General features: G+C 44.8%; 20 protein-coding genes. 4 read left to right on the forward strand and 16 right to left on the reverse strand.

All coding sequences use genetic code 11. The features are described 5' to 3' along the window. Positions 1-38: 38 nt before the first annotated feature. The 6 genes from NV381_RS04125 to NV381_RS04150 form a co-directional block, all read right to left on the reverse strand. Entirely contained in the window at positions 39-920 is an 882-nt protein-coding gene (locus tag NV381_RS04125; protein ID WP_258212002.1) for a hypothetical protein, read from the reverse strand. A 76-nt stretch (positions 921-996) separates the two neighbouring features. Further along, positions 997-1,716 carry an aspartate/glutamate racemase family protein gene (locus NV381_RS04130; RefSeq protein ID WP_258212003.1) on the reverse strand — a complete coding sequence of 240 codons (720 nt, stop codon included), beginning with the start codon at positions 1,714-1,716 and terminating at the stop codon, positions 997-999. A 24-nt stretch (positions 1,717-1,740) separates the two neighbouring features. After that, on the reverse strand, positions 1,741-3,102 hold the full coding sequence (locus NV381_RS04135; protein WP_258212004.1) for a RidA family protein: 1,362 nt from the start codon (positions 3,100-3,102) through the stop codon (positions 1,741-1,743). Then, positions 3,099-3,938 (reverse strand): alpha/beta fold hydrolase, encoded by an 840-nt coding sequence (locus tag NV381_RS04140; RefSeq protein ID WP_258212005.1) that lies wholly within the window; start codon positions 3,936-3,938, stop codon positions 3,099-3,101. The genes NV381_RS04135 and NV381_RS04140 overlap by 4 nt, the downstream gene beginning before the upstream one ends. Beyond that, positions 3,907-5,142 (reverse strand): aromatic ring-hydroxylating oxygenase subunit alpha, encoded by a 1,236-nt coding sequence (locus NV381_RS04145; RefSeq protein WP_258212006.1) that lies wholly within the window; start codon positions 5,140-5,142, stop codon positions 3,907-3,909. Before NV381_RS04145 ends, NV381_RS04140 begins: the two co-directional genes overlap by 32 nt. 28 nt (positions 5,143-5,170) lie before the next feature. Continuing rightward, on the reverse strand, positions 5,171-6,535 hold the full coding sequence (locus NV381_RS04150) for an amidohydrolase (RefSeq protein ID WP_258212007.1): 1,365 nt from the start codon (positions 6,533-6,535) through the stop codon (positions 5,171-5,173). An 817-nt stretch (positions 6,536-7,352) separates the two neighbouring features. On the opposite strand from NV381_RS04150, the gene NV381_RS04155 reads away from it, so the two are divergent. Then, complete coding sequence (locus NV381_RS04155; protein WP_258212008.1) at positions 7,353-7,952, forward strand: DedA family protein; 600 nt, start codon at positions 7,353-7,355, stop codon at positions 7,950-7,952. A gap of 86 nt (positions 7,953-8,038) precedes the next feature. Here the strand turns inward: NV381_RS04155 and NV381_RS04160 are convergent, their stop codons facing one another. The 4 genes from NV381_RS04160 to NV381_RS04175 all read right to left on the reverse strand — a co-directional run bounded on the left by NV381_RS04160 (position 8,039) and on the right by NV381_RS04175 (position 10,914). Further along, a complete protein-coding gene (locus tag NV381_RS04160) occupies positions 8,039-8,989 on the reverse strand; it encodes an aldo/keto reductase (protein WP_258212009.1) in 951 nt (316 codons plus the stop codon). A 201-nt stretch (positions 8,990-9,190) separates the two neighbouring features. Next, positions 9,191-9,649 (reverse strand): acetyltransferase, encoded by a 459-nt coding sequence (locus NV381_RS04165; protein WP_258212010.1) that lies wholly within the window; start codon positions 9,647-9,649, stop codon positions 9,191-9,193. Positions 9,650-9,714: 65 nt separating this feature from the next. Then, on the reverse strand, positions 9,715-10,017 hold the full coding sequence (locus NV381_RS04170; protein WP_258212011.1) for a MazG nucleotide pyrophosphohydrolase domain-containing protein: 303 nt from the start codon (positions 10,015-10,017) through the stop codon (positions 9,715-9,717). A 105-nt stretch (positions 10,018-10,122) separates the two neighbouring features. Beyond that, on the reverse strand, positions 10,123-10,914 hold the full coding sequence (locus tag NV381_RS04175; RefSeq protein WP_258212012.1) for a sugar phosphate isomerase/epimerase family protein: 792 nt from the start codon (positions 10,912-10,914) through the stop codon (positions 10,123-10,125). An 89-nt stretch (positions 10,915-11,003) separates the two neighbouring features. Here NV381_RS04175 and NV381_RS04180 point away from each other — a divergent pair, with 89 nt between their 5' ends. Beyond that, a complete protein-coding gene (locus NV381_RS04180) occupies positions 11,004-11,582 on the forward strand; it encodes an AAA family ATPase (RefSeq protein WP_258212013.1) in 579 nt (192 codons plus the stop codon). A gap of 12 nt (positions 11,583-11,594) precedes the next feature. On the opposite strand, the gene NV381_RS04185 is transcribed toward NV381_RS04180, so the two are convergent. The 5 genes from NV381_RS04185 to NV381_RS04205 all read right to left on the reverse strand — a co-directional run bounded on the left by NV381_RS04185 (position 11,595) and on the right by NV381_RS04205 (position 16,287). After that, positions 11,595-12,767, reverse strand: coding sequence for an anti-sigma factor (locus NV381_RS04185; RefSeq protein ID WP_258212014.1), 1,173 nt, complete (start codon positions 12,765-12,767; stop codon positions 11,595-11,597). After that, the gene (locus NV381_RS04190; protein ID WP_258212015.1) at positions 12,764-13,264 is read right to left on the reverse strand and encodes a sigma-70 family RNA polymerase sigma factor; all 501 of its coding nucleotides are present in this window, start codon (positions 13,262-13,264) and stop codon (positions 12,764-12,766) included. The genes NV381_RS04185 and NV381_RS04190 overlap by 4 nt, the downstream gene beginning before the upstream one ends. Before the next feature lie 152 nt (positions 13,265-13,416). Continuing rightward, positions 13,417-13,839, reverse strand: coding sequence for a VOC family protein (locus tag NV381_RS04195; RefSeq protein ID WP_258212016.1), 423 nt, complete (start codon positions 13,837-13,839; stop codon positions 13,417-13,419). 135 nt (positions 13,840-13,974) lie between these two features. Further along, complete coding sequence (locus NV381_RS04200) at positions 13,975-14,478, reverse strand: hypothetical protein (RefSeq protein WP_258212017.1); 504 nt, start codon at positions 14,476-14,478, stop codon at positions 13,975-13,977. Positions 14,479-14,505: 27 nt separating this feature from the next. Next, positions 14,506-16,287: a hypothetical protein gene (locus NV381_RS04205; protein WP_258212018.1), complete on the reverse strand. Its 1,782-nt coding sequence runs from the start codon at positions 16,285-16,287 to the stop codon at positions 14,506-14,508. A 167-nt stretch (positions 16,288-16,454) separates the two neighbouring features. Between NV381_RS04205 and NV381_RS04210 the strand changes: the two genes are divergently transcribed. Both NV381_RS04210 and NV381_RS04215 read left to right on the forward strand, forming a co-directional pair. Then, complete coding sequence (locus tag NV381_RS04210; protein WP_258212019.1) at positions 16,455-18,020, forward strand: SWIM zinc finger family protein; 1,566 nt, start codon at positions 16,455-16,457, stop codon at positions 18,018-18,020. Further along, positions 18,017-20,950, forward strand: a complete 2,934-nt coding sequence (locus NV381_RS04215) for a DEAD/DEAH box helicase (protein WP_258212020.1) — start codon at positions 18,017-18,019, stop codon at positions 20,948-20,950. Before NV381_RS04210 ends, NV381_RS04215 begins: the two co-directional genes overlap by 4 nt. A 95-nt stretch (positions 20,951-21,045) precedes the next feature. On the opposite strand, the gene NV381_RS04220 is transcribed toward NV381_RS04215, so the two are convergent. Beyond that, positions 21,046-22,740, reverse strand: coding sequence for a methyl-accepting chemotaxis protein (locus tag NV381_RS04220; protein WP_258212021.1), 1,695 nt, complete (start codon positions 22,738-22,740; stop codon positions 21,046-21,048). Between the last annotated feature and the right edge of the window lie 97 nt (positions 22,741-22,837).

Consider the following 22,837-nt stretch of genomic DNA (forward strand, 5'->3'; position numbering starts at 1 on the left):
TTCATTTTTCTGAAAATTATAGCACTATTTCCTCGAACTTAAAAATTACACCTATTGTTTCGACCAGAAAAATCCATTTCATGCCATTCCCCTTTGCAGGGATGCCCCACAGTGAAATGCATCTTCTTCGAACGGATATCCCAGATCATGGCGCTTAGGGTCTCATGTGGCTCAGGAGAATTGGAGCGACCTTTCGATACGCCATGCGCGCAAATACTGCCTGTGCTCTCACCGCTTCCAGCATGCAGGGCAGTCATTTGCTTCAAGCGGTTAATTACCTCAACGGCATCGAGATTCATTTCTTCTCGCTTGATGTTCGACAATATTTGCTCGGCTAACCGCTGTCGTATCCCGCGATCTTCCCGGATTTCCTCCGGCAGTTGATTCTGCTCGGACTGAAACAAGGTGAACGCCTGATTGCTCCGAACGATGAAATGCTGCTTTGTTGCATTTTGCAGACCGTATAATCCTTGACAGTGCTCAAAGACGAGCAGTTCACCTGTTCTGTCTACAATAACATGGTTTCCGCCTAATGGAGCCATCCCTTCGGAAAATCGCTCTACAAACAACGCAGCCGCCTCAGCCGCTGCGGAGCATCCAGCCAGCACTTCCGCTTGTACAATCCCTCTTACATCACCGCTCCAATAAGAATTTTTACTTGATTGTTTCTGTTCGGAGGCTACATCGGGCATGTGCTCTTTATAACCGAAGTAGGAGCTGATCACCATCAGCCCCTTTTCATTCATACCTGCATTAATCCCTTGCTGCTGGGTCAAACCGTACCCTAATGCATCATAACGTCCAGGGTTATTCACTTGCCCATGCCAAAAGCCGGTCAAAGGCGAGTCTGACGTTTTAAACCCGAATATCCGCTTGCCCCCGCTGCGATCCTTGATAACTACCGCACCTGTTGTACACATAGGTCGAACACCTCTAATCAGTTATTACTAACATTTTTCGAAACGGAATATTCCACAGCCTATACTGCTGTTCCTATTAACAAAGGAACAACCTTCCCCATTTCTCGGCCAGTGGTCCCGGATTGATCCCCAATTTGTGCAGCGAATGCCAAAGCGTGGCAGAAACTGAATCGATCACCGGGATGTTGTATTTAAACTCGATATCTTTGACGAAGGATGCCGCATTAAAGTTGGTACATACAACCGTCACAACCTCTACGGCAGTTTCACTTGCTGTCATTTCCAACATTTCAGCGATCGCTTGTGCAGGTACATCAGCAAAATCCTTATTGACGCTAATTCCACATCCATGATCCACAGGGCATTTGTACCCCATCGCGAGGTAATTTTGCCGTATTTTTGCGTTGACATCCTGCGTGTATGGCGTAACAAGTCCAATAGAGCTTACACCCAGTGCCTGAAAAGCCTCGGTAATCGCGAACACGGATGTAGTCGCCGGAATTCCTAAAGCCTCTTCGATGCTCTCGCACAGTTTTCGGTCCTTCTCTAAACCTAACCAACTGGCGGAAGTTCCATTCCAGACGATTAAATCAACTCCAGCATCTGCGAGTAAAGAAGCCGCATTCAACATGGATTCATCTTGAAATTGGCTGTCGGACTTTTCAGTTAGTGTTATTTCGCGAACCGTAAACCGTGAAAAATGAGCGCTTACCCCAGGCATATCTGCTAATATTTTATAGGTAACCGGCTCCAGCACTGTATTCGAAGACGGAGTCAACATTCCAATTTTGGGCATAGCTTATTCTCCCAACATCCTTATTCAAGATGCTTCCTTCGGATCATAGATAACAAAATCAACCAAAATACCGCATCCCGGCACCCACAATCCACGATTAATCTCCACAACCGAAACTGCGGGTCTATGATTGCCTCCAAACATCTCTCCCCATGCTTCCATAGCACCCGCGTACAAATTTAAGTCGCTAAAATAGAGATTAGCCTTGACCGTTTGGCCGATTGCAACACCGGCAGCATCACATATGCGGCGGGCTTTCATCAGGATGTATTCCATTTGTTTTTTACCTGACAAGCCAAAATAAGGCAGCCCAGGCAGCAAAGAGGCTTCTATTGCAAGACCGTTCTCCGCTGTAGCCATCAGTCCACTAATATAAATCAAATCTTCAGCACGCATAGCTGCTGACTCATGGCTTTTCGGTATCCATCCTCCACGTATAGCTTTACGAAGATGTTTGGCTTCCGGAATGAGCAGATCCAATGAAATCTCCACCCGACAGCCTTTCGCTCCCAGCTCCACATTCGGTACGATCGTGCGTGACGGGGCCTCGTAAGGATCGGGGAACCATGTCTTCCATATATCCTCGAAGCCGGTGAAATCATTGGGATCAGCCAGATACACATGAGCTTTAACCGCCATATCCAGGCTTGTTCCTGCTGCATAAGCGATGCGCTCCAGCTTGGTCAACACATACTCCGTCTGCTTGCGAATCGGCAGATCACCCCAGAATAAACCGTTCGTCCTTGCTTCCAATGCTAAGGAATGGATATTTTCTTCATTCTCCGCTTTACCCCAGTTGCCCTTCCAATCAGTAGCCAGATCACCGGACAAAAATACCCAGTTGCCCAATCTCACTCCTTCAGCAAATCCTGGGCCCGGCTTCGGCACATCAGGCGCCGATATCAGCTCAGGGAGCTGTCCATTAATTGCAACAATTGCCGTAAAATCCGCTTCTACAAGCGTGCCTTCAACGAGTAATTCGCTGATACCGATCCCCGTACTTGGCGGACTCAATGTTTCAAAATAGCGATTTTTACGTTCAACATAACGTTTGTTGTTGACTGTTAGATCGCCTGTTTGGTAGCCCGGCTTTTTCATATCGGTCACATACCACTGATTCACCCTCACAACTTGTTCCGACCGTGCACCAGCAGCTTCGATAATTTGTTCTGCCCGTCTGTACAGGTAATCCGCTTGCCTTGCTATCGGATCCGTATAATAGGGAAACGAAGGATGAACCTTTGCTTCTTCTGCAAGCCCCGATGTTAAATCCGATGCAGATTGAGCGGATACAAACAACCATTTACCCGCTCGCACTGCAGGACTGTAAGGAATATTAGGACGCGGCATTCCCTCCGGCCATATTTCTTCAATTGTCGATTTCATATTTTCTTGTCTCCTTCCACAAAACGAAGCAGCTCATCAACAAAAAGCTTGGGATCTTCCTTGAAAATTTCATGACCGATTCCCGGAATTCGTTTCGTAAGAACCACAGGATTCATTCGTCTCAATTCGTCAAGCTCTTCATCTGTAATGAGTGGCGAGAGACCCGCTGCCAGAAGCAGCGTCCGGCTTCGGATCAGGCGATAGTAGCTATGAAACGGTTCATAAATTATAGAATTATAGGACTGTTCGATCGACTGCAGCGAGCATAGCTTCAACTCTTCCGCTTTTACTCCGGTATCCAATCTAGTATTTGCATAAAATGTGGCGAATTCCTCCATGTTCCCTTTCTCTAACGCCACCTTCGGCCCTGTAAAACGGCTTAACGGCATAGGAAATTCCCGTCTGCCAGGACCACTGATTGGCGGATCTATCAGAATAAGAGTACCAACAAGCTCCGGGTACTGCGCGGCAAATGCGGCAGCAATTCGCCCGCTTAGCGAATGCCCTACTAATATGGGTGAACCTGAAAATCCGGAGAACAGGTTCCACACCGACAACAGATCAGCCATATAATCCTGAATCCAATAACCCGATTCCGGTTTGAAGGACTCACCTCTGCCTCGCAAGTCCATCGACAACGCATAATAAGATGCAGGGAGAAGCTTCATGACCGGTACAAAAGATCGTGCATACTCAGTAATCCCATGCATGAATAAAACGGGTCTTCCTGCCTCATTTCCGCTACCTATCAGATGTATATCGCCCTCGCGTGTTTTCACCATTATATCAATGAAGCGGTTCGCATCATCCGAGCTGCTTTTCTGTAGTTCCGGCATGACCAAGCTCCTCCACACTCTCTCCCAATTCGTTCAAATACGATCGGTACCGTTTGGCTAACCATTTGTTTAGTTGTGGCAGCGTACGCTCTAATTCCGCATAACGCCCGCGGCTGGACAGCCGAGCATACATGCCTCTTTGAATCGAAGCATTGGCCGATAAATCCTGCTCGTTAATTTCCATGACACTGTCGTTAGCTAGCTGATAACGCTCTTCAAAGTCCGGCAGTGCCAATGTATCCGGAGGATAACATAATCCGGCACGAAACTCGATCTCACCCGCAGCTTGTGGCAAAATAATGTTCCAGAACATTTGATCCGGCAGCAGCCCTAGTGTCAACATCGGAGGGATCGCAGCAATAGTCATCCGTTTTCGCTGTTCCAGTGATAGTCCTTGTATAATTGGAAATATAGCATTCTGGTCTGATGAGAAGCCCGCACCTTCGTGCAGAAAACCGGTAGGATGCATAACCTGTCCATCATCTTCATCAAACTCGATAAATCCTGCAAGCTTACCCGGAGCAAAATCATGCGGTCCATTATGCAAATAGCTGGTATGATAAGGCTCCAATGAGCTTTCGATCATGATTTTCCAATTCCATTTACAGCTTTCTATATTAACCATCGGCATCGTCAGCATTTCATGGACTCGATAATTATTCATTTCTTCATCGAGTTTTTGTAAAGTTGGCGCCAAAGGTTCAGCATTCGGATCGAAATGGCAGAAAATAAAACCATTCCAAATTTCCGTTTTTAATCGCGGAAGACTGTGATCATGCCGCAAAATATCGAATGGCTCAATCCTGATCATTTCCGGCGCTTGAATCAGTGCTCCTTCATGATTATAGGTCCACCAATGAAGCGGACATCGAAAATGCTTGCAGTTTCCGCTACCTTCCGCCACAAGATGGCCCCGGTGCTGACAAACCGCGGAGAATACATAGACTTGGCCAGCTTCGTTTCGAGTAACAATTAGCGGATCATCGTGGATTGTAATTGTAAAATAATCACCTGCATTCGGAATTTGCTCCTGCCTACCCACACATAACCAATTACGATAGAAGATGGCTTCTTTTTCAAAATGGTAAAATTCATCGGAGGTGTAGCATTCGGCGGGAAGTGAGCGAGCTTCTTTCGTTTCAAGCAATGAGGGGGCTAGCTGTTTGAGGATATTAAGCACTTCATTTGTAGGTTTGGATGTCATAATAATCCCTCCGTATGTTTATTTGATGTTATACCGTTTCCCCTTGAAACCTGTACATTTCAGGTATGTAGGCTTCCCTGCGGGCAAGCAGCTGTTCAGCGGCCTGTTGGCCCTGCTCCCTTACTTCTTCCTCATCAACGGTAATCAGCTTACGGTTTTCCATTATCAGCTTGCCGTCAACTATTACGTTGCGGACATCGCTCCCCTGTGCGGAATAAACGAGATTGCTTACGATATTATTGTAGGCTTCGGTGAGAACCGGTGTCAGATGCAGCTTGCGGAAATCAATCGTAATCATATCCGCTTTTTTACCAACCTCAATTGAACCAATTTCCCTATCCAAACCTAGTGCCTTTGCACCTTCGATAGTTGCCATCCTCAAAACCTTCTCCGCTTTCATAACACGGGCGTCATAGGTACGAACCTTTTGCAGCAGAGGTACGAATTTCATTTCTTCCATCATATCGAGGTTATTGTTCTCTTTCACTCCATCCGTTCCAATTCCGACGGTTATCCCCCGTTCCTGCATTTCGATAATCGGAGCGATACCGGAGGCTAGCTTCAAATTGCTGACGGGGCAATGAGCCACAGATGTTTTCGTCTTAGATAGCAGGTCCAGCTCACTTTCCTGCATCCAGACACAGTGAGCAAGTACAGTCCGGGAACTAAGAATTCCCCTATCATAGAACAATTCCACTGGCCATCTTCCGTATTTCTCGTGTACTTTTTGGCTCATAGCCAAAGATTCTTCCCCGTGGGTGTGAATGCCTGTATCATATTTATCTGAAATTCTCGCAGCCTCACGGTAAGCGCCCTCGGTGCAGTAGGCAAGATGCTCCAGTCCGACCCATATATGAATGCGGTCGTTAACGCTGCCATGCCGGTCTTCGATAAGACGAATGTTATCATGGAGAGTTTCGAAATAATCATAGCCCTGACGATCCGCCACATAAGGTGCAAATACAGCACGAATGCCCGTTTCTTCAGCGGCATCCGCACACCGGTGCACGAACCGGTACATATCCAGCACGCAAGTAGTGCCTGATTTGATGCCTTCTGCGTAGCTGAGCCTTGCCGCAGCGTATGCCTCCTCCTTCTGCAGCGCCCGGTGCTTCGGATCGACATACCGGGTCAACCATTCGAATACGGGCAAATCCTCTGCTGTCCCCCTAATTAATCCCGAGTGCATATGGAGATTCACGAGACCCGGCATGATCACTTGACCCGATGCGTTAATATCAGGAACGCCGCGATATTTGTCCTGCAAAACCGCAGCAGGCCCTATATCGGCGATCCGTCCTTTTTCAATGAATATCGCACCGTTTACCAGCATTTCATCCTGTTGATTTAAGGTCAATACGATTCCGCCTGATATTAAATATCGGTCATCCATTTTATAACCTCGCTTTTCTACAGATATAAGCAGGTGCCCTTTCATATATGTAATAAATTATAACAACATATGTTCAGTATGATAAAATAATCGAGTCACTTCAAGTGTTTTATCGAATAATTGTTAATTTTCTGAATTCCACACTGTTTTTTCGTTATTTTTACAAAATATATGTTGTCATACATCCCATAGACCTAACACATTCAACTATAAATGATGATTCGAAATTTATTATGTTGCTGCTTAAACCGATTCACTCCTCACCACTTCTCGATTCATCGCCACGTACAAATACCTTAAGTTCATTTTGATTCTATCCCTTAACACAGCAAAGGCTGCCGTTTACTTTTCTTCCGGCAGCCTTCACTATATATAACCAATTAGTTTATTGAAGAGTATAAACTCGAGAAAAATTACAACGATACATGAAAAAATATACATCTGTAATTTAAAAGTGCTAACTTTATCCTCCCAATATTCACCTCTAAAAAATGAGATAAAATTGGGAGTGAACGAATATCTCACGGATTCATTAAAATCATCAGAGTCATAAAAAAATAATTTATACAGAAGTTTGTATACAGGGTAATTGATAATAAGCAAAATAATGACGATTAGAATTTCCCAATCCATCCCTACACCTCCAAATCTATATATAATAGGATACGATTGTTAAATCGTTAAAGTTGCAGCAGCTGCACATAAAATGGATCAATTATAATGAACTTAACTTGCTGACATTGAAGATAGTTCTTAATTTTACAAAGTTATGAATAAGGTAATACTATTATAATAATACCAATACGGGAGGATTGTTGTGGAGAAACACTTGGATTTGCTACTGAGTCAATACGGCTACATAGGTATATTTTTAGCATTGGCACTCGGTGTTGTCGGACTACCCATTCCAGACGAATTATTGCTAACCTTTATTGGTAATAAAGTGGCACAAGGGAAGCTGGTTTTACTATTTGCATTAGGAAGCGCATTTTTGGGTGGAATCACAGGAATTACATTAAGTTATTTCATTGGACAGAAACTCGGTCTTCCCCTATTAATAAAGTATGGGCGAAAAATACATATTACTGCTGAACGCATAGAAAAGACACAACACAAAATGAACAAGTACGGCAGCATGCTATTAGTGTTTGGATATTTCGTACCTGGTCTCCGGCATATTATAGCTATAACCGCTGGTACTTCCAATATGAATTATCGGAAATTTGCATTATTTTCATATACGGGAGCACTGCTGTGGTGTGCATTTTTTATATTCATCGGACGCGGATTCGGTGAGAAATGGCATATAATAAGAAACTATATATTCCTTTATCGCGTGTATCTTCCACCGCTCATATTTATTTCAATAGTTGTTATTTTGATATATTTTGTTTACTTCAAAAAGCCAAAACAGTAACTTTAATCGTTTATTACACGCAAAGGGGCATTTCCCAAGTGAGAAATCACTCGGGAATGCCCCTATTTGCTGGTGGCCGTCAGCTATTAGCTAGCGGCAATTGCGCGAATTTCTATCAATGTTGCCTCGTCTAACGTAACATCGATTGCAGGCAAAACACTCGTAATATGGCTAGGCTTACGCACCCCAACAATTGCACTGGTTAGCGCCGGATGCGCTAATACATAAGCAATGGCTAGCTGCGGCATTGTAATATTAAATCTCGCGGCTATTTCCTTAAGCTTCTCGACCCGGTCCACGTTCTTTCTTAGGCCTTCACCAGTATGCGCAGCGTTACGGGAACGCCAATCGCCTTCATCAAATTTGGTGTCATACGTATAGTTACCTGAAAGCAATCCTGAGGTTAAGGAGCTATACCCGACTACGCCGATGCCTTTCTCAAGGCAATATGGCAGCAATTCCTTCTCAATAGCAGGTCTTAGAATCGAATAAGGAGGCTGCAGGGAATCCACATGCCTAACAGTAAGCGATTGCTCAAGTAAAGGAATGTTATAGTTGCTTACCCCGACATAACGCACTTTTCCATCTTGCACCAGCTTGTCCATCGCACGCATCGTTTCTTCCGCAGGAGCATTCTGATCAGTATCCGGCCAATGCATTTGGTACAAATCGATATAATCTGTGCCCAGACGGCGCAATGATGCTTCAGCTTCACGGATAACGGAGTCGAAAGTTCCGTTCTTGGATACCTGCTTCTCATCATTCCAAACCAAGCCGCATTTTGTCGCCAGAACAACCTTGTCCCGATCACCCTTCAATGCTTTGCCGATAATTTCTTCTGAATGGCCCAGGCCATATACTGCTGCGGTATCGTAAAAAGTGATGCCAGCATCAAGTGCAGCTCGAACGCTGTCCAGTGACAACTGATCGTCTTGCTCGCCCCAAGCGCTAGCCCAGCCTCCCCCGCCGATCGCCCATGATCCGAAGCCGATAACGGATAGCTCAGGGCCGTTTTTTCCAAGTTTACGATATTTCATAAATATAACCACTCCTTTATTAATGAACATTTTAATTATAATCAATCTTAACGAGGTTGGTAAGAACTGTAATTCAGTTCACTTAGTTACCTTTAGGTAAATAGCTGCAAAAACGGCAATAGAGTTGGATCGCGCAATTGAAGCCGTGAAATTGTTTTAACTATGATTTGTCATCAATTGAAAAAAAAGATCAGATGTAGTTTAATGTCTGGTCTGCTTGTTCAGTTCTAAATGAAGTAAAGGAAATGGCCGTCCTGACCCATCTAGTTCGGATCGCCCTGTCTGAACAAAACCATATCGTTTGTAGAAAGCGTGAGCACCCTCGTTTTGCTCATTGACATCCACTTTAAGATTTGTTCCTTTTAGTTTTTCAATATGTTTTATTAAGCGACTGCCTATCCCCTGTCCGTGGTAATCTGGGTCAACGAATAACATCTCTATTTTAGTTCCATCAACTCCAACAAACCCTATCGGTTCATTATTTCCAATCAATTCCACCCAAATCTCGACTTCTTTTAATGCTCCATTTTGTACCATGTTGTGATAATATTGAATATCCTGTTCCGTCAAAAAAGTGTGGGTCTGACACACAGCCCGATACCATATATTTACCAGCCTGTCATGGTACATTTCTTCATAATTGACAATTTTGTTTTGCATAATTCATTCATCCTCCAAGCTTCATCCTGTTAGTCCGGGCGATATAAACTGTAGATATATTTAGTTTAATTACTCATTTTTTTGTATTTTTCCCTATTTAACGCTTCTTTCAATTCATAACACTGTTCCAAATCAACCTCATATATGTTCGCCAATGCAGAGACATAGTAAAGGATGTCGTATAGCTCTTCTTCAACCGTACCTTTTATGTTCCCGGTTTGATTTAATCTTACATCTTTCCTTAGTACATCTGCCAGTTCGCCGACTTCCTCAATAAGCTTAAGAAAATAATCATTTTTCTTCTCCGGCTGGTGATCGAAACTTCTTATATACTGCTGCAAGCCTCTTACCGTTAAATTCCCCGACATCTTGAACCCCTTCCTTTTGTAAAAGTAACTGACTATCCGTAATCCATTAGTTGAGAAAAATATCATTTGCTTTTAGATAGCCCAAAACAATATTCACTCTTTCCGTTAGCCGAGAAAACCATTTTCCCTAAGAGCTACTACAGATTCTGCTAATGACTCTCTGGTTTTAATTTCAATAACAACAGACAAATCATTCTTCTGGGCCAATGCTAATCTGTCAATTATGGGTACGATCCCTGTAAATAATGATTGATGGTCTGACTTTCCATTATAATCATGAAGGTGCATATGTCTAATACGTTTATTAAAATAAGTGAATGTCGATTCTTCAACGAAACCAGCCTTCGCATCGTGTCCAACATCCCAAGTAAGATAAAAGTTGGAAAAAACACTTAATTTATCAAGAGCTCTACGAATATAAGGAATATGAAAATTACCTGTATTCTCAATACATAATTCAACATCAAACGTTTGGGCTAGCTGATAAAGTTCCATATACGATTCATATAGCAATTTTAAAAACTGCGTTTCATACTGTTCATTTATCCATACCCTTGTTTGTGGAAGAGTGAAATAAATCCCATTATTCAAGTGCATATTCAATGTTGTAATCCCTGATAAATTTGCCCATTCCATCACTTGTTTACATCGTTCTAGATGCCCCATCCTTATTGAAGGATGATAGGAGGATAAATCCATTTCTTCTGGAAGATGGATTGTAAAATTTATTCCATATTGGTCTTTGTAGTATTTTATTTCTGAGTAACTTAAAGTTTCAGGAATGCAGATAGGAAGATTCATATTCAATTCAATAAAGTCCAGTCTAAGCTCATTACATAATTGAACATTTTCAATAATGGATGTATATTCTATTAAAGTAGGCATTCCAAGCTTCATACGACATCCTCGATTCGCTTTATTATCCGTACCGACTATGATAATACCATAAAATGGATAATAGTTTAAGCACTGAAGGAGTTGATATTGTGAAGGATAAACCTTTATTAGTCATTATCAATGGACTACCCGGCAGCGGGAAAACGACCCTCGGGAAATGGCTTGCAGTTGAGGCAAGACTTCCCCACTTCTCCAGAGACGGGATCTACGAGACGCTCTATGACTCTCTTGATTGCAGGATGGCGGGAATTCCGCCCCAACTGGGTGCAGCATCATTTGCTTTTCTTTATTCCGTGGCGGGAAATCTGCTTGCGGCAGGTCAATCTCTCGTCGTGGAGGGCTTCTTCGGCAAGCCGGAGCTGAGAACCGCAGAGTTTCTTCAGCTGCAGCAGAAGCATGATTTCAAGCCCATTCAAATACTTTGTCAGGCGGATGGACAAGTACTGCTGGAACGTTATCTGACCCGCGCAGGAAGAGCAGATCGGCATGAGGGACATCAGGATCTGGAGTGGTTGGAGCATAACAGAGAACGTTTGCTGCAAGGAATGCTGCCTCCCCTTACCTTGGATGGCCCCATAGTAAACTTGGATACGACCGATCCCGGCAGCATCGATTATGCAGCGGTATTGGAAGTGATTCGCGAATTCCAAAATGATGGAACGGATTAGGGCAATTCCTAATTATCGTTCATGCCAATTCCAAAAGCGGACTTCACCTATCCGGATACCGGAAACCCAAGATTCTTCTTTCAGCTTCAGCAGCTCTTTGGTCGGGCCAGTTAATACAACACCATAAAGCTTCACACCATGAGCTTCTATATATTGAACGGCGGAATCGAGCTCAAGCCAGGGGGCAAGCCGCTTGCTGATGCTAGCATATTTTTGCAGGAGATACAGCGTATCCAAGAAATTTTGCTCCCTTACCTCTCCGTCTCCGTAACTCTCAATCCCCGGCGAAGAGGAGCTTGTAGTTACGATTTTGCTGAACCAACCTGTTTTTTGCTCCGAACGGCTGCTTACTTTCATATCATTCGCGTGCCAGATGGGGTAGAAAGGAAAGCCTACCGGAGATATCACTGCACCACCATCTCCAGGCTTAGCCTCTTGATCCGTGTAGGCTGCGAACCAGACTGGGTCCATATTCTTGTTCTCAAGAAGCTTCAACAGCTCATTTGTCGTATACATCCGATCCAATGAAATGAATGCTTCCGAAACGGTTCCCTCATGCAATTTCTCCAGCTTGGTCCACTCTAAATTCTGGCTTGACGTCTGACTTGCTCCAGGTAGTTGAAATAAAGAAGAGCTGGAAGAAGATGTTTCATTACGCCAAGTCGTTTGCTCCAGACCCGGCAAGCCGAGCAGGAATGAAAATTGAATATCCCCGATGGACGATACCTCGGACCCAATTTTCTTCCTTATCGTTCCTTTGTAATCCATAGTAAGGAAGGCATTCGAATTGGTACCTCCGCTTACACTCAAATTAGGCCGCGTAAGAGCAATGGCTGAGGCGATGACATCTTGGTAGATGGCTGCTCGATTGCCAAGCCCATAGTAGAATCCGGTAAATATTGCACTTACCATGCTAATGGATATGACAATCCCTATAGCGGTCAAGGCCGTCTGAAGCCGGGCTTTCCATTTGCTTCTGCGCAACAAAGAAGCTTCTGTGAAGGATGGAGCCAAGCCTTCTTTAAGCGGTTGCCGGTTCTGGTTCTCCTCACTACCGAGAAGCTCACTCAAATAATTCTGATAAGTCTCCATTTTATTCAACTCATTCTCCAGCTCTTCTTTCTCACTTCCCTTTAATTTGCCTTCCGCATAATCTTGCAGCTGTCGTTTGAATTCCTCACTCATAGATGCTCCTTCCTTTCCTCGGTCTGTCTTATGGCTTGCCTTGCACGGTAGAGCAATATTTTGAAATGAGACAGTCTGATTTCCATAATATCGGCAGATTCCTGATAGGACAGCCCATGAAAGTCATGCAGTAGTATTGCTTGCATCTGATTGTGAGGCAACTTATGTATGACATTTCCGATATGCTCCCATAACTCCTGATTGAGTAAATGTTGATCAGGCGTCCGTGTATCTGGAAGCTTAACAAAAAACTCTGCTCCTATTGGAATGCTGCGCTGTTCCTTGCGGTACGAATCCACGAATGCATTATAAGCAACACGGAACAGCCAAGGCTTCACCTTATCATCCTTGCAATTGTCCAAATAAAGGTAAGCTCGGTAGAATGTTTCCTGAACTAAATCTTCGGCTGCATGATGATTTCGACAAAGGGAGAGCAAGTAACGATAGACGTCTTTTACATATAATTGATACAAGCTGTCCAGTGTATGTCTTCTCATTACATCCCCCCTTCACTTTATTCACGTATGAAGCCCTCAATAGTTACAGATATTTCTATTGGACTGAAAAACATAACGGCGAATCCCATGAAACAACAAAAAAAGGAGCTGTTAACCCAACCAGCTCCTCAATCATTGTTAGATAAAAAAACTTATATTACAGACTCAACAAGGTTTAATTGCCATGAAACCCCATATTTATCTTGAACCCAGCCAAACTTATTCGAGAATGGATACTTCCCTAATGGCATTAAAACTGCGCCGTCATGAGACAATCGCTCATAGACTTTACTTATCTCTTCATCAGTTTCACAGCTTACATACAAGGATATTGCAGGGGTGAATGTAAAGCCATGCTTCACGCTGCTATCTATACACATAAACACTTGTCCATTTAGAGCAAAAGCTGCTTTTATTACAGTTCCTTCAACACCGGCTTCATTAGCACCATAACGTTCAATGCTCAAGATTTCTGATTGTTCAAATAAAGAGGTATAGAAATTCATAGCCTCTTCGGCTTTTCCTTCGAACATTAGAAATGTAGTAATCTTCTGATTGTGATTAGAATTATTCACTATATTCGCCTCCTTTGCTTATTTTACAACTTCTGCATCCAGAATCCAAACTGCAACAAACAGACCTGTACCCAGTCATTCGGGTAATGTGCAGGTCTGTTTGTCAGGTAACAGGATCTATGCCAGCAGCTTTCGTTAATGTTGGGAATCACCGGCCAAGTCCAGCAAAGCATCGGTGAATTGGTAAAATTGATGAACGACAAGGGCATTTTGGCGATCAAAATGTTCAAGAGCGATCGGACTGCTAAGCCAATCGAGGTTTTGAATCGTATTATGTTTAAAATAGAGATCGCCTGTGTCTGTAAACAAGCCAAACCCTCCAAGCGGCAGCTGGATGTTAATTTTTGCTATCTCCTCTAACAATTTCGCATAGACACGAGGAGAGACGTTGTTTTTGATCACGGCAAAGGATTGTAAAATATAAATTCCCTCTTGGGAGAAAGACTCCAGTCCTGGCAAAAAGCAAAGCTCCAAATCAATAAGGGAATTTTGCTCGCCTATCTCATCAAAGCGTAAGATCAGAGAAGGATAAGGCGATTCCTCGGTCGGTTCAGCCCAATGGTTAACAATATCCCTTTGACTGTAGTACTGCTGAAATTCACGGAGAAAGGAGTTCGTAAAATCGTTAAAGGACGTCATGGGAGATGCCTCCATCCAAATCTTATGTTAAGTATGCAATTTTTTGGCAATCAGATCTTTACCCGGCTTTCTTTTAGCCTTATCGACCTTAAGTCCGAGACTTTCTATAACGGATTGGCACTCTTCATCCTGACCGACAACGCCTCCTTCATACAGCATTGAGGCGAGATCTGTTACAAGCTGCGTATAGCATTGGTCGACATTGTTGAAACCCTGGGCTTCCAGCATTTTTTGCCGAACTTGTTCTTTTTTTAGCCCAGCATTCTCGGGCTTGGCCACTTCTTTATCCAGATTCAGCGCTTTGTCGACAAAGGTTTCCTTACGTTTCGACTTCTTGTAAAATTTGATAAGCGCCCCGATGCCGCCAATAATAGCTGCTGCCGCCAACAGGATGGGCCCGACCGGAGATGCTGCTGCCGCCAGAAGCACAGCTCCCCCTGCGATCATAAGAGCTCCTTTCGCCGCAGTAGTGGCGCTCTTGTTCTTATTCATACCTTGAGTGGAGCCGCCGAGGTGCGCAGCCAAACCAAGATCCCGCTGATGCTGGTCGGCCTCAGCCCTGGTATTGAATTTGTTTTCGAGCTTATTCAGGTTTTTCTGGTTTTTGCCGCTCTCGATGTAACCCGCAACTCCACCGGCCAGATAAGCAGCGCCACCAACAACACCGGCAGTACCTGCCGCAATAGTGGCCGCTCCGCTGGTAGCCATATTGCCCAACGTTCTTACACTATTAACCGTGCCTGCAGAAAAACGGGTTAGATCAGCCACACCCCCGGAAGCTTCGGTACCGGCCAACTGGGCTTTATCGACTGCCGACAGGCTGGAATCATAGTTTTGGGAAGCGTTATAAATTTGTGAAACGGAAGCTAAGCCGCTAAGAACACCTGCCGCAGGTGCAACCGAGTTGGCCACACTTAAGGCCCCTCCAGCTCCGAGGCCAGAGCTTATGGTGGCGCTGCCCGACACCCCACCCGCTGTCGCGGAGGTTCCAATCGCAGTATATGAGGCATAATCACGCGACCCATCGGCGTTATAATTTTTAATGTTTTTGGCTTTGGCTTCACGGCTGATTTCGGAGAACCGATCCCAATCTACTGTCTTTGTGAATACACCGGTCAGCATCGTGTCTTTTACCTTTTCAATAGTGGGAGAACGCTCATTATTGCACATTGTTTTAATCGCCGACATTTTTTGCCCGGCAGTAAGATCGTCAAAAAATCCGAACAAAGCATTCTTCTTTTCAGTATCTGCCCGAGCCTTCAACCATTTATAAACAACATTATAGTTGGAATAATTGTTCAGATCCTTTCTCTCCTGTCGGGCTTTGGGAGGGGCAGGGGCAGCTCCTAGCGGCGCGGCTCCAGCAGGTCCCTCAGCCACAGGCCCAGCCACTGCAGGCGCTGCTATCCCGCCTGCCGCATCAGGTGCGGCTGGTCCGGGCAATGATTGCGCTGCCGGTGCTGCCGGGGCTACCGGTACGACAGGACCGGGTGCAGGCCCAGCGCTAACCGGAACGGAGATCGGGGCTTCCTCGGTAGCCGCCAATGCCGGCGATGGGGCTGCCACAGCATCGGGATTTCGTTGAATGACAGGCTTGTCCGCTCGATACGTAGGGGATAACATTCGCTGCACAGCCTGATTGCCGATAACGCGATGCATTTGTAAAACATTTACCATGGATAGTCCTGATGTCTTCAATCCTGTAGCGCTTCCCTGCATAGCAGTCATTTCTTCGGGTCGTTTGTGATTGGAGGTCCGGTCGGTTGCAGTATTTTTTGCAGCGCTATTCGTTTTGGAATGTTCAAACATAAGATATCCTCCCCCAGTATACACCTCTATTTATATTAGCATTTCAAGGTGAAAATATGGGGATTTTTTCAAAAAAATAATTTATCCGTCTCTTTGATTCGTATTTATTTTCGTATCGCTTTATAATAGAGTTTACCATCTTTTATTTATAATCAAGGAGTACTGCTATGAGTTCTTTTCCTGCTTTAAACGACGAGCAATGGTTGAACCTGCTTGAGCAAGTAGCTAAATCCTTTAATGAGGTTACCCTCAGCCGAGGGTTTAATTCTTTTAAACAGCAGCATGTGACAAGCCTGGTCATTTCTGAGAACCGCATAGTTCAAGCAAAGGTAACAGGCCCGGAAGACCACACGGACACGGTTACACTGAATTTGGACAACTTCATATCCAGCTCCTGTAGCTGCCCAGTCCAAAGCTATTGCAAGCATTTGGCAGCAGTTATTATGGAGCTTGCCGACCGGCTGGGCTACCCAGCCTCCCAAGTTGTGAATGCAGCTTATCACCTTAAGCGGGCCAGATTGAATGCCTCATCAGATTCGTCGCTCACTTCCTTGTCCGACATGGATATTTACAACTGGCATAAGTTTCTGCACCAATATACAGCTCATGTTAAAGCAACTTACGATCACGGAGCTTTTGCAAATCTGCTGAGGCATGAGATGCAAAATATTAGAAAGGCGCCTATACCTTTTTCAGCAATGGACTGGCTCTTTTTTGAATTGCATCAAGAGTTATTTATTCTTGGAAAGTTAAAAGAGCTGGCTGCTCAGGGCAGTGTAAACTATTACACTTCTTCTGCATTGTACCGGGTGTTCGATGAAGTCCATGCTTGGCTGCAGCAAAAATCAGCTGATTTCAATTTTACCCTCGCAGAAGAGCGTCTTCAGCAAACACTAAGCTATATTAGACAGCAATTGGCCGAAGAAACCGATCAGAAGTATTTGAATTATGGTCTATATACGTCACTGTGGAAATATTGGATAGACCCATATCCCGAAGCCGACCATTGGGTGTCGCAGGAGATTAATTACATAGAGAAACAAACGAATGATTCTTCATCCCCATCTCTAATTGCAGCGAAGGCGTTTTTGTTCCTTCATCAATCCAAAAGCACAGAGGCATGGGCAGTCTTAGAAGCAAGCGGTACATTAAAAAAGGCACCATCAAGTCTACTTTTATCTTTCCTTAATCAGCTTTATGCTGCTCGTGAATGGGATCAACTGCTTGATTGGTTGCTAAAGACGGCCGATTACTTTTATGGCAAGAAAACAAGGGAACTCGATGCCTATATAAGTTACTGGAAAGAAACTGCCGCATATGTGCCTGAAGCCGATAAGCATTTGTGGGACGTACTGGAAGGAATGCTTCCCCACTCTATCCACATTATTAAGGATTTGCTATATGAGCAGAGAAAATGGAAGCCTTGGTTGGAGCTGCAGATTCTTCAAGGGGATGATCCCACTTCGCATCGGGTCAGTGTCCTGCAGCCGATCGAGAAGGAATCGCCAGAGCTTCTGCTGCCTTATTATCATCAGGCCATCGAGCGTTATGTCGCCCTCAAAAACCGGCATGATTATAAAATAGCGGTCAAGCTGCTGAAAAGGTTAGATAAAGTATATAAGAAAATGAAGCAGACTGATCGCTGGGATCGCTTCTTAATTGGTTTTTTGGAACGACACAGCCGACTGCGTGCGCTGCAGGAGGAAATGAAGAAAGGAAAGCTGTTGGAATGAGCACAAAATTGTATGATATGACCTTGCATGTAGTTTTAACGGATAATGGCGATGCCTTATTATGGGGCATTCAGGATGGATATGATATACCGGGCGATAAATTCCGGAAAATTTTATTTGCTTGGCACGAGCCATCCTGCTATGGAACAACTCTGGAGCTGCGTGAAGCTGGTGAACTGACATTGACGGTCCTCCCAGCGGAAATGGTACTCCCTTTCTTCGCAGAGCCGAACTTCATGGATGTTGTTCGCTGGGACTCTGGAAATGAAGCTGCCGAACAATTGCTTGAGGTAGCACCGGTCCTGTATAGAGAAGCTAAGGCAGGACGTTATATACCAAGCTACAGCTCATTTCGCGATGGAACATTGCAATGGACATGGGAGGCCGGTTCTGAAGAGCTGAAAGCTCTGAATTGGGAATCCCTATTGAGCATGGACTTTTTAGGCGAGGAAATGAGAGGCTTGCGCTCAGCCTTTTCTGCCATTGTGTCCATAGAGCACTATGCGGACGAAGTCTCTATGTCCGATCTTCGAAGGGATTATCCCGCATTGTTTGCTGGGGCCCAGGCAGCAGCCACCGCTGCCCATACGTTTACGGAGGAAGAGTGGCTCGCAGCACTCGGCTGGAAGCCGGACACAGCGCCATTCCGCCCAGCTTTGCAGCTGCTGGAGCCGGATGAAGAGCAGCACGACTGGCGCCTCCGATTGGTGCTGCAGGATAAGAAAGAAGGCTCAGCGCTTGTACCTATTCGCCTTGCTTCAGACGGTTATGCTGCCGGAGCATGGCCTAGCGATTGGACCCCTTATATCCGTGAACGATCTCCCGGGTGGGCTGCAAGGATCGCAGCGGCGCTTCCAAACGAAAATACCGGCAAGGAGCTCTTCTCTGAGCCGTTAACCGATGAATCCGCATGGCACTTCCTGACCACCGACAGCCGTCAATTGCTTAGTGACGGCTGGAACGTTATGCTCCCTGGCTGGTGGGAGGCTGCTTCGAAACGGAAGCCTCGGCTGCGCGCTCAGATTTCGCCAGAATCAGGTGGCACAAGGAAGTCGTTATTCGGGCTAAACTCCCTTGTAGACTTCGACTGGCGAATAGCCATCGGCAATTCAGACCTGAGCGCAGCCGAATTCGCAGAGCTGCTTAGCCGCAAAGAGAGGCTTATTCGCTTCCGCGGAGAATGGGTCTACTTGGATCCTGCTCTGCTGGAGCAAATCCGCAGGCTTATGGAAAGCGTGGATCCGGAAGAAGGGTTAACATTGCAGGATGTTCTTCAATTGCATTTGTTAAATGAATCAGAACCACAGAAACCATCTGAGCACGGCCTAACAACTGAAACCGATGCTGAGGAAGAAGAAAAACGTATTAAGATGGAAGTTGAGTTAAACTCGCATTTATTGGCTCTGCTTCGCCAGTTAGGACAACCATCAGGTTTACAGGAGCTTGTGGTACCCGAAGGATTGCGTGCAGAGCTGCGCGGTTACCAGCGTGAAGGCTTCACATGGCTGAGTTTTCTTAGAACTTTCGGGCTTGGCGCCTGTTTAGCCGATGACATGGGGCTCGGCAAAACCGTTCAGTACATCACTTATTTACTCCATCACAAGAAAGAATCCGGGAGCCCCTCACTACTCGTCTGTCCAACCTCTGTTCTTGGCAACTGGCAAAAGGAGTTGGCACGCTTTGCTCCCGATTTAAGAGTTTTGCTTCATTACGGTAGAGGACGATTAAACGGCGAGGCGCTTTCCAGCGTACTGAAAAATATAGATATAGTGATCACCTCTTACACTACTGCTTTGCTGGATCAAGAAACCTTGCAAGAGACTACTTGGAGCTCTCTTTGCCTGGACGAAGCACAGAACATCAAGAATGCGCAAAACAAACAATCGGCAGCTGTCCGATCGCTCAATGCGCGGCATCGCATTGCGCTGACAGGAACGCCCATTGAGAACAGATTATCAGAGCTGTGGTCCATCTATGACTTCCTTAACCCAGGTTACTTGGGTACCCAGCGCGGGTTTCAACATCGATTCGCCAATCCGATCGAGAAGCATCATGACGTAGAGCTAACAGCTCAGCTTCAGAAGCTTATCAAGCCTTTCATGCTGCGTCGTAAAAAGAAAGATCCAGCTATTCAGTTAGATTTGCCGGATAAACAGGAAATGAAAGTTTATATCAACCTGACAGCTGAACAAGGAGCACACTATGAACGTGTGGTCAAGGATCTTATGGAGCGTATGAAGAACCTCGAAGGCATTGAGCGAAAAGGAGCGATCCTCGCAGTGTTGACACAGCTTAAGCAGCTATGCGACCATCCTTCGCTGCTTATGAAGGAAGCTATGCCGACTGGACAAGCTCTTCAGCTCGAAGAACATCGCGAAGCGTTCATCTCGCGGTCTGCGAAGCTCGAACGAATCGCAGCCATGGTCGGCGAACTCCGGGATGAGGGAGATTCCTGCTTGATCTTCACCCAATACGTAGGCATGGGCCGTTTGCTGGCCGACGTACTGCAAGCCCAGCAGGGTGAGCCTGTGTTGTACCTGAACGGCAGTACCCCCAAGGCGGAGCGTGATAAAATGATTGACGCGTTCCAGGCCGCTGACGGAACAGGTCCGGGTATTTTTATCCTGTCTCTGAAAGCCGGCGGAGTCGGACTCAATCTGACTGCAGCCAACCATGTGTTCCATTATGACCGCTGGTGGAATCCTGCCGTAGAGAATCAGGCTACTGACCGGGCCTATCGGATGGGACAGAAGCGAAACGTACAGGTGCATAAATTCATATCTCTTGGCACGCTTGAGGAGAAAATTGACGAAATGCTGGAGAGCAAGATGAGCTTAAGTGAGAATGTAATCTCCACCTCTGAAAATTGGATTACTGAACTATCCAACGAGGAGCTTCATAATTTATTCGCGCTTCGGCAAGCTTGGTAATTATATCGGCATGCCTAATGTCACAAAACACTTATGGGATCAAGTCCCTGTCAACAACCGATGACAAGAGCTTGATCCCATATGATAAATGAGCCCTATTGGATTACCTTGAACTTGCCAATTTGTTGTTGCAATTCTTCAGCCATTTTGGTCAAGGAAGCAGAAGAGGAGAATACCTCCCCCATTGAGGCTAATTGCTCTTCCGTTGAAGCGGATACATGTTGTATCCCCGAAGCAGATTCCTCAACAATATTAGAAATGTTTTTCATGAAGCTACCAATTTGCTCCGTACTGGCTGACATCTGTTGAGCTGCTGCTGCAACCTCTTGAATTTGGGTTACCACCTTATAAATGGACTGTTCAATATGGTTAAATGATGTCCCGGCGACATTTACAACACGAATTCCTTCGGCCACTTCTTTCGTGCCGGCTTCCATTGATTGTGCAGCCGTGCTTGTTTCATCTTGAATGGTTGCTATTAATTCAGCGATTTGTTGGGATGATTGGCTCGATTGTTCGGCTAGCTTTCTAATCTCACTTGCTACTACCGCAAATCCTTTTCCCTGTTCCCCAGCGCGTGCTGCTTCAATAGAAGCATTTAATGCCAATAAATTGGTTTGTGCTGCGATACCAGCCATAATTCCAACAATCTCTCCAATATCTTGAGATCGTTCCCCCAATCCTTTAATCACATTTGATAAGCCTTCAATGGTTTCATGAATAAAATTCATTTGATGTACTACCTTTATGATCGCTTGATTGCCCTCTTGCGACTTTTCCTGAGCTTCAGAAGCAGAAGATGAAACACTTTGGGCATTAACGGCAATCTGTTGAGCCCCTTCTGACATTTCGCTGACGGCTTGCACACTTTCTTTCACAATGTGAACTTGCTTATCGGTTCCTGTGACGACTTGCTGAATGGCACAAGAAATTTGTTCTGCTGCACTATTAGTTTGTTCAGCACTTGCTGTTAATTGTTCTGAAGATGCAGCTACATGTGCAACACTAGTGCTTACTTGGAGAATCAAATTCCGGAGATTAACGACCATTTGGTTAAAGGAATCAGCCAATTGACTAACTTCATCCCGACTTTTCACTTTAATTTCTTCTAACGTTAGATCACCTGAAGCAATTCGTTGTGCGGCTTTGGCTATACCAACGATAGGTTTGGATATGATTCGCGAAATAAAGAGTCCTATTACAATAGCCATTATAATTGCGAATATACTTAAAATCAGAATCGTTGCTCTGATGGATAGAATCATCAATGAATTCTCTCTACTACCTTCATCAACGAGCTTCTGCTGCCCGATTGCAATCCCGTTAGCCAAATTTTCCATTTCTCGTCCAATCGGAATAACTTCAGAATCGGCCAATTTTATTGCAGCTTCTTTGTTTGTTTTTATTAATGAAATTACTTGGTCTGCGCCCTTCTTAAATTGTTGACCTAGCTCATTCAGTTTGTTTAAATCGATTTTGTCCGAATCACGTCTTACCAAATTCGAGGTTGTATTAATTAGTTCCGTTAAGTTCTTATTCGCTTGATTATACTTAGCCAATCCGTCTTCGTTTTGGGTTAATAGGTAATCACGCAAACTGCTCATTTGCTGTAGCGTGCTTGCTCTCATATCCTTCGTGTTAGAAAGGATATATCCTCGCCTATCAATCAAATCTCTAAAGGAATCGTCTATTTTTTTAAAATAATACAAAGATAACACACTTACGATTCCAAATAACATAGCAATAACTAAAAATCCACTTATAATTTTTTTACCAATTGTAAATTTCATCATATTCCCCCTTTTTCCGATAAAATAAGACATAATTCGACTTTACCACGATAGACCCATACCTTCAATATCAATAGTGGGTAAAAATGCCTATTTT

The organism is Paenibacillus radicis (ex Xue et al. 2023) (assembly GCF_024722015.1).
Classification (GTDB): Bacteria; Bacillota; Bacilli; order Paenibacillales; family NBRC-103111; genus Paenibacillus_S.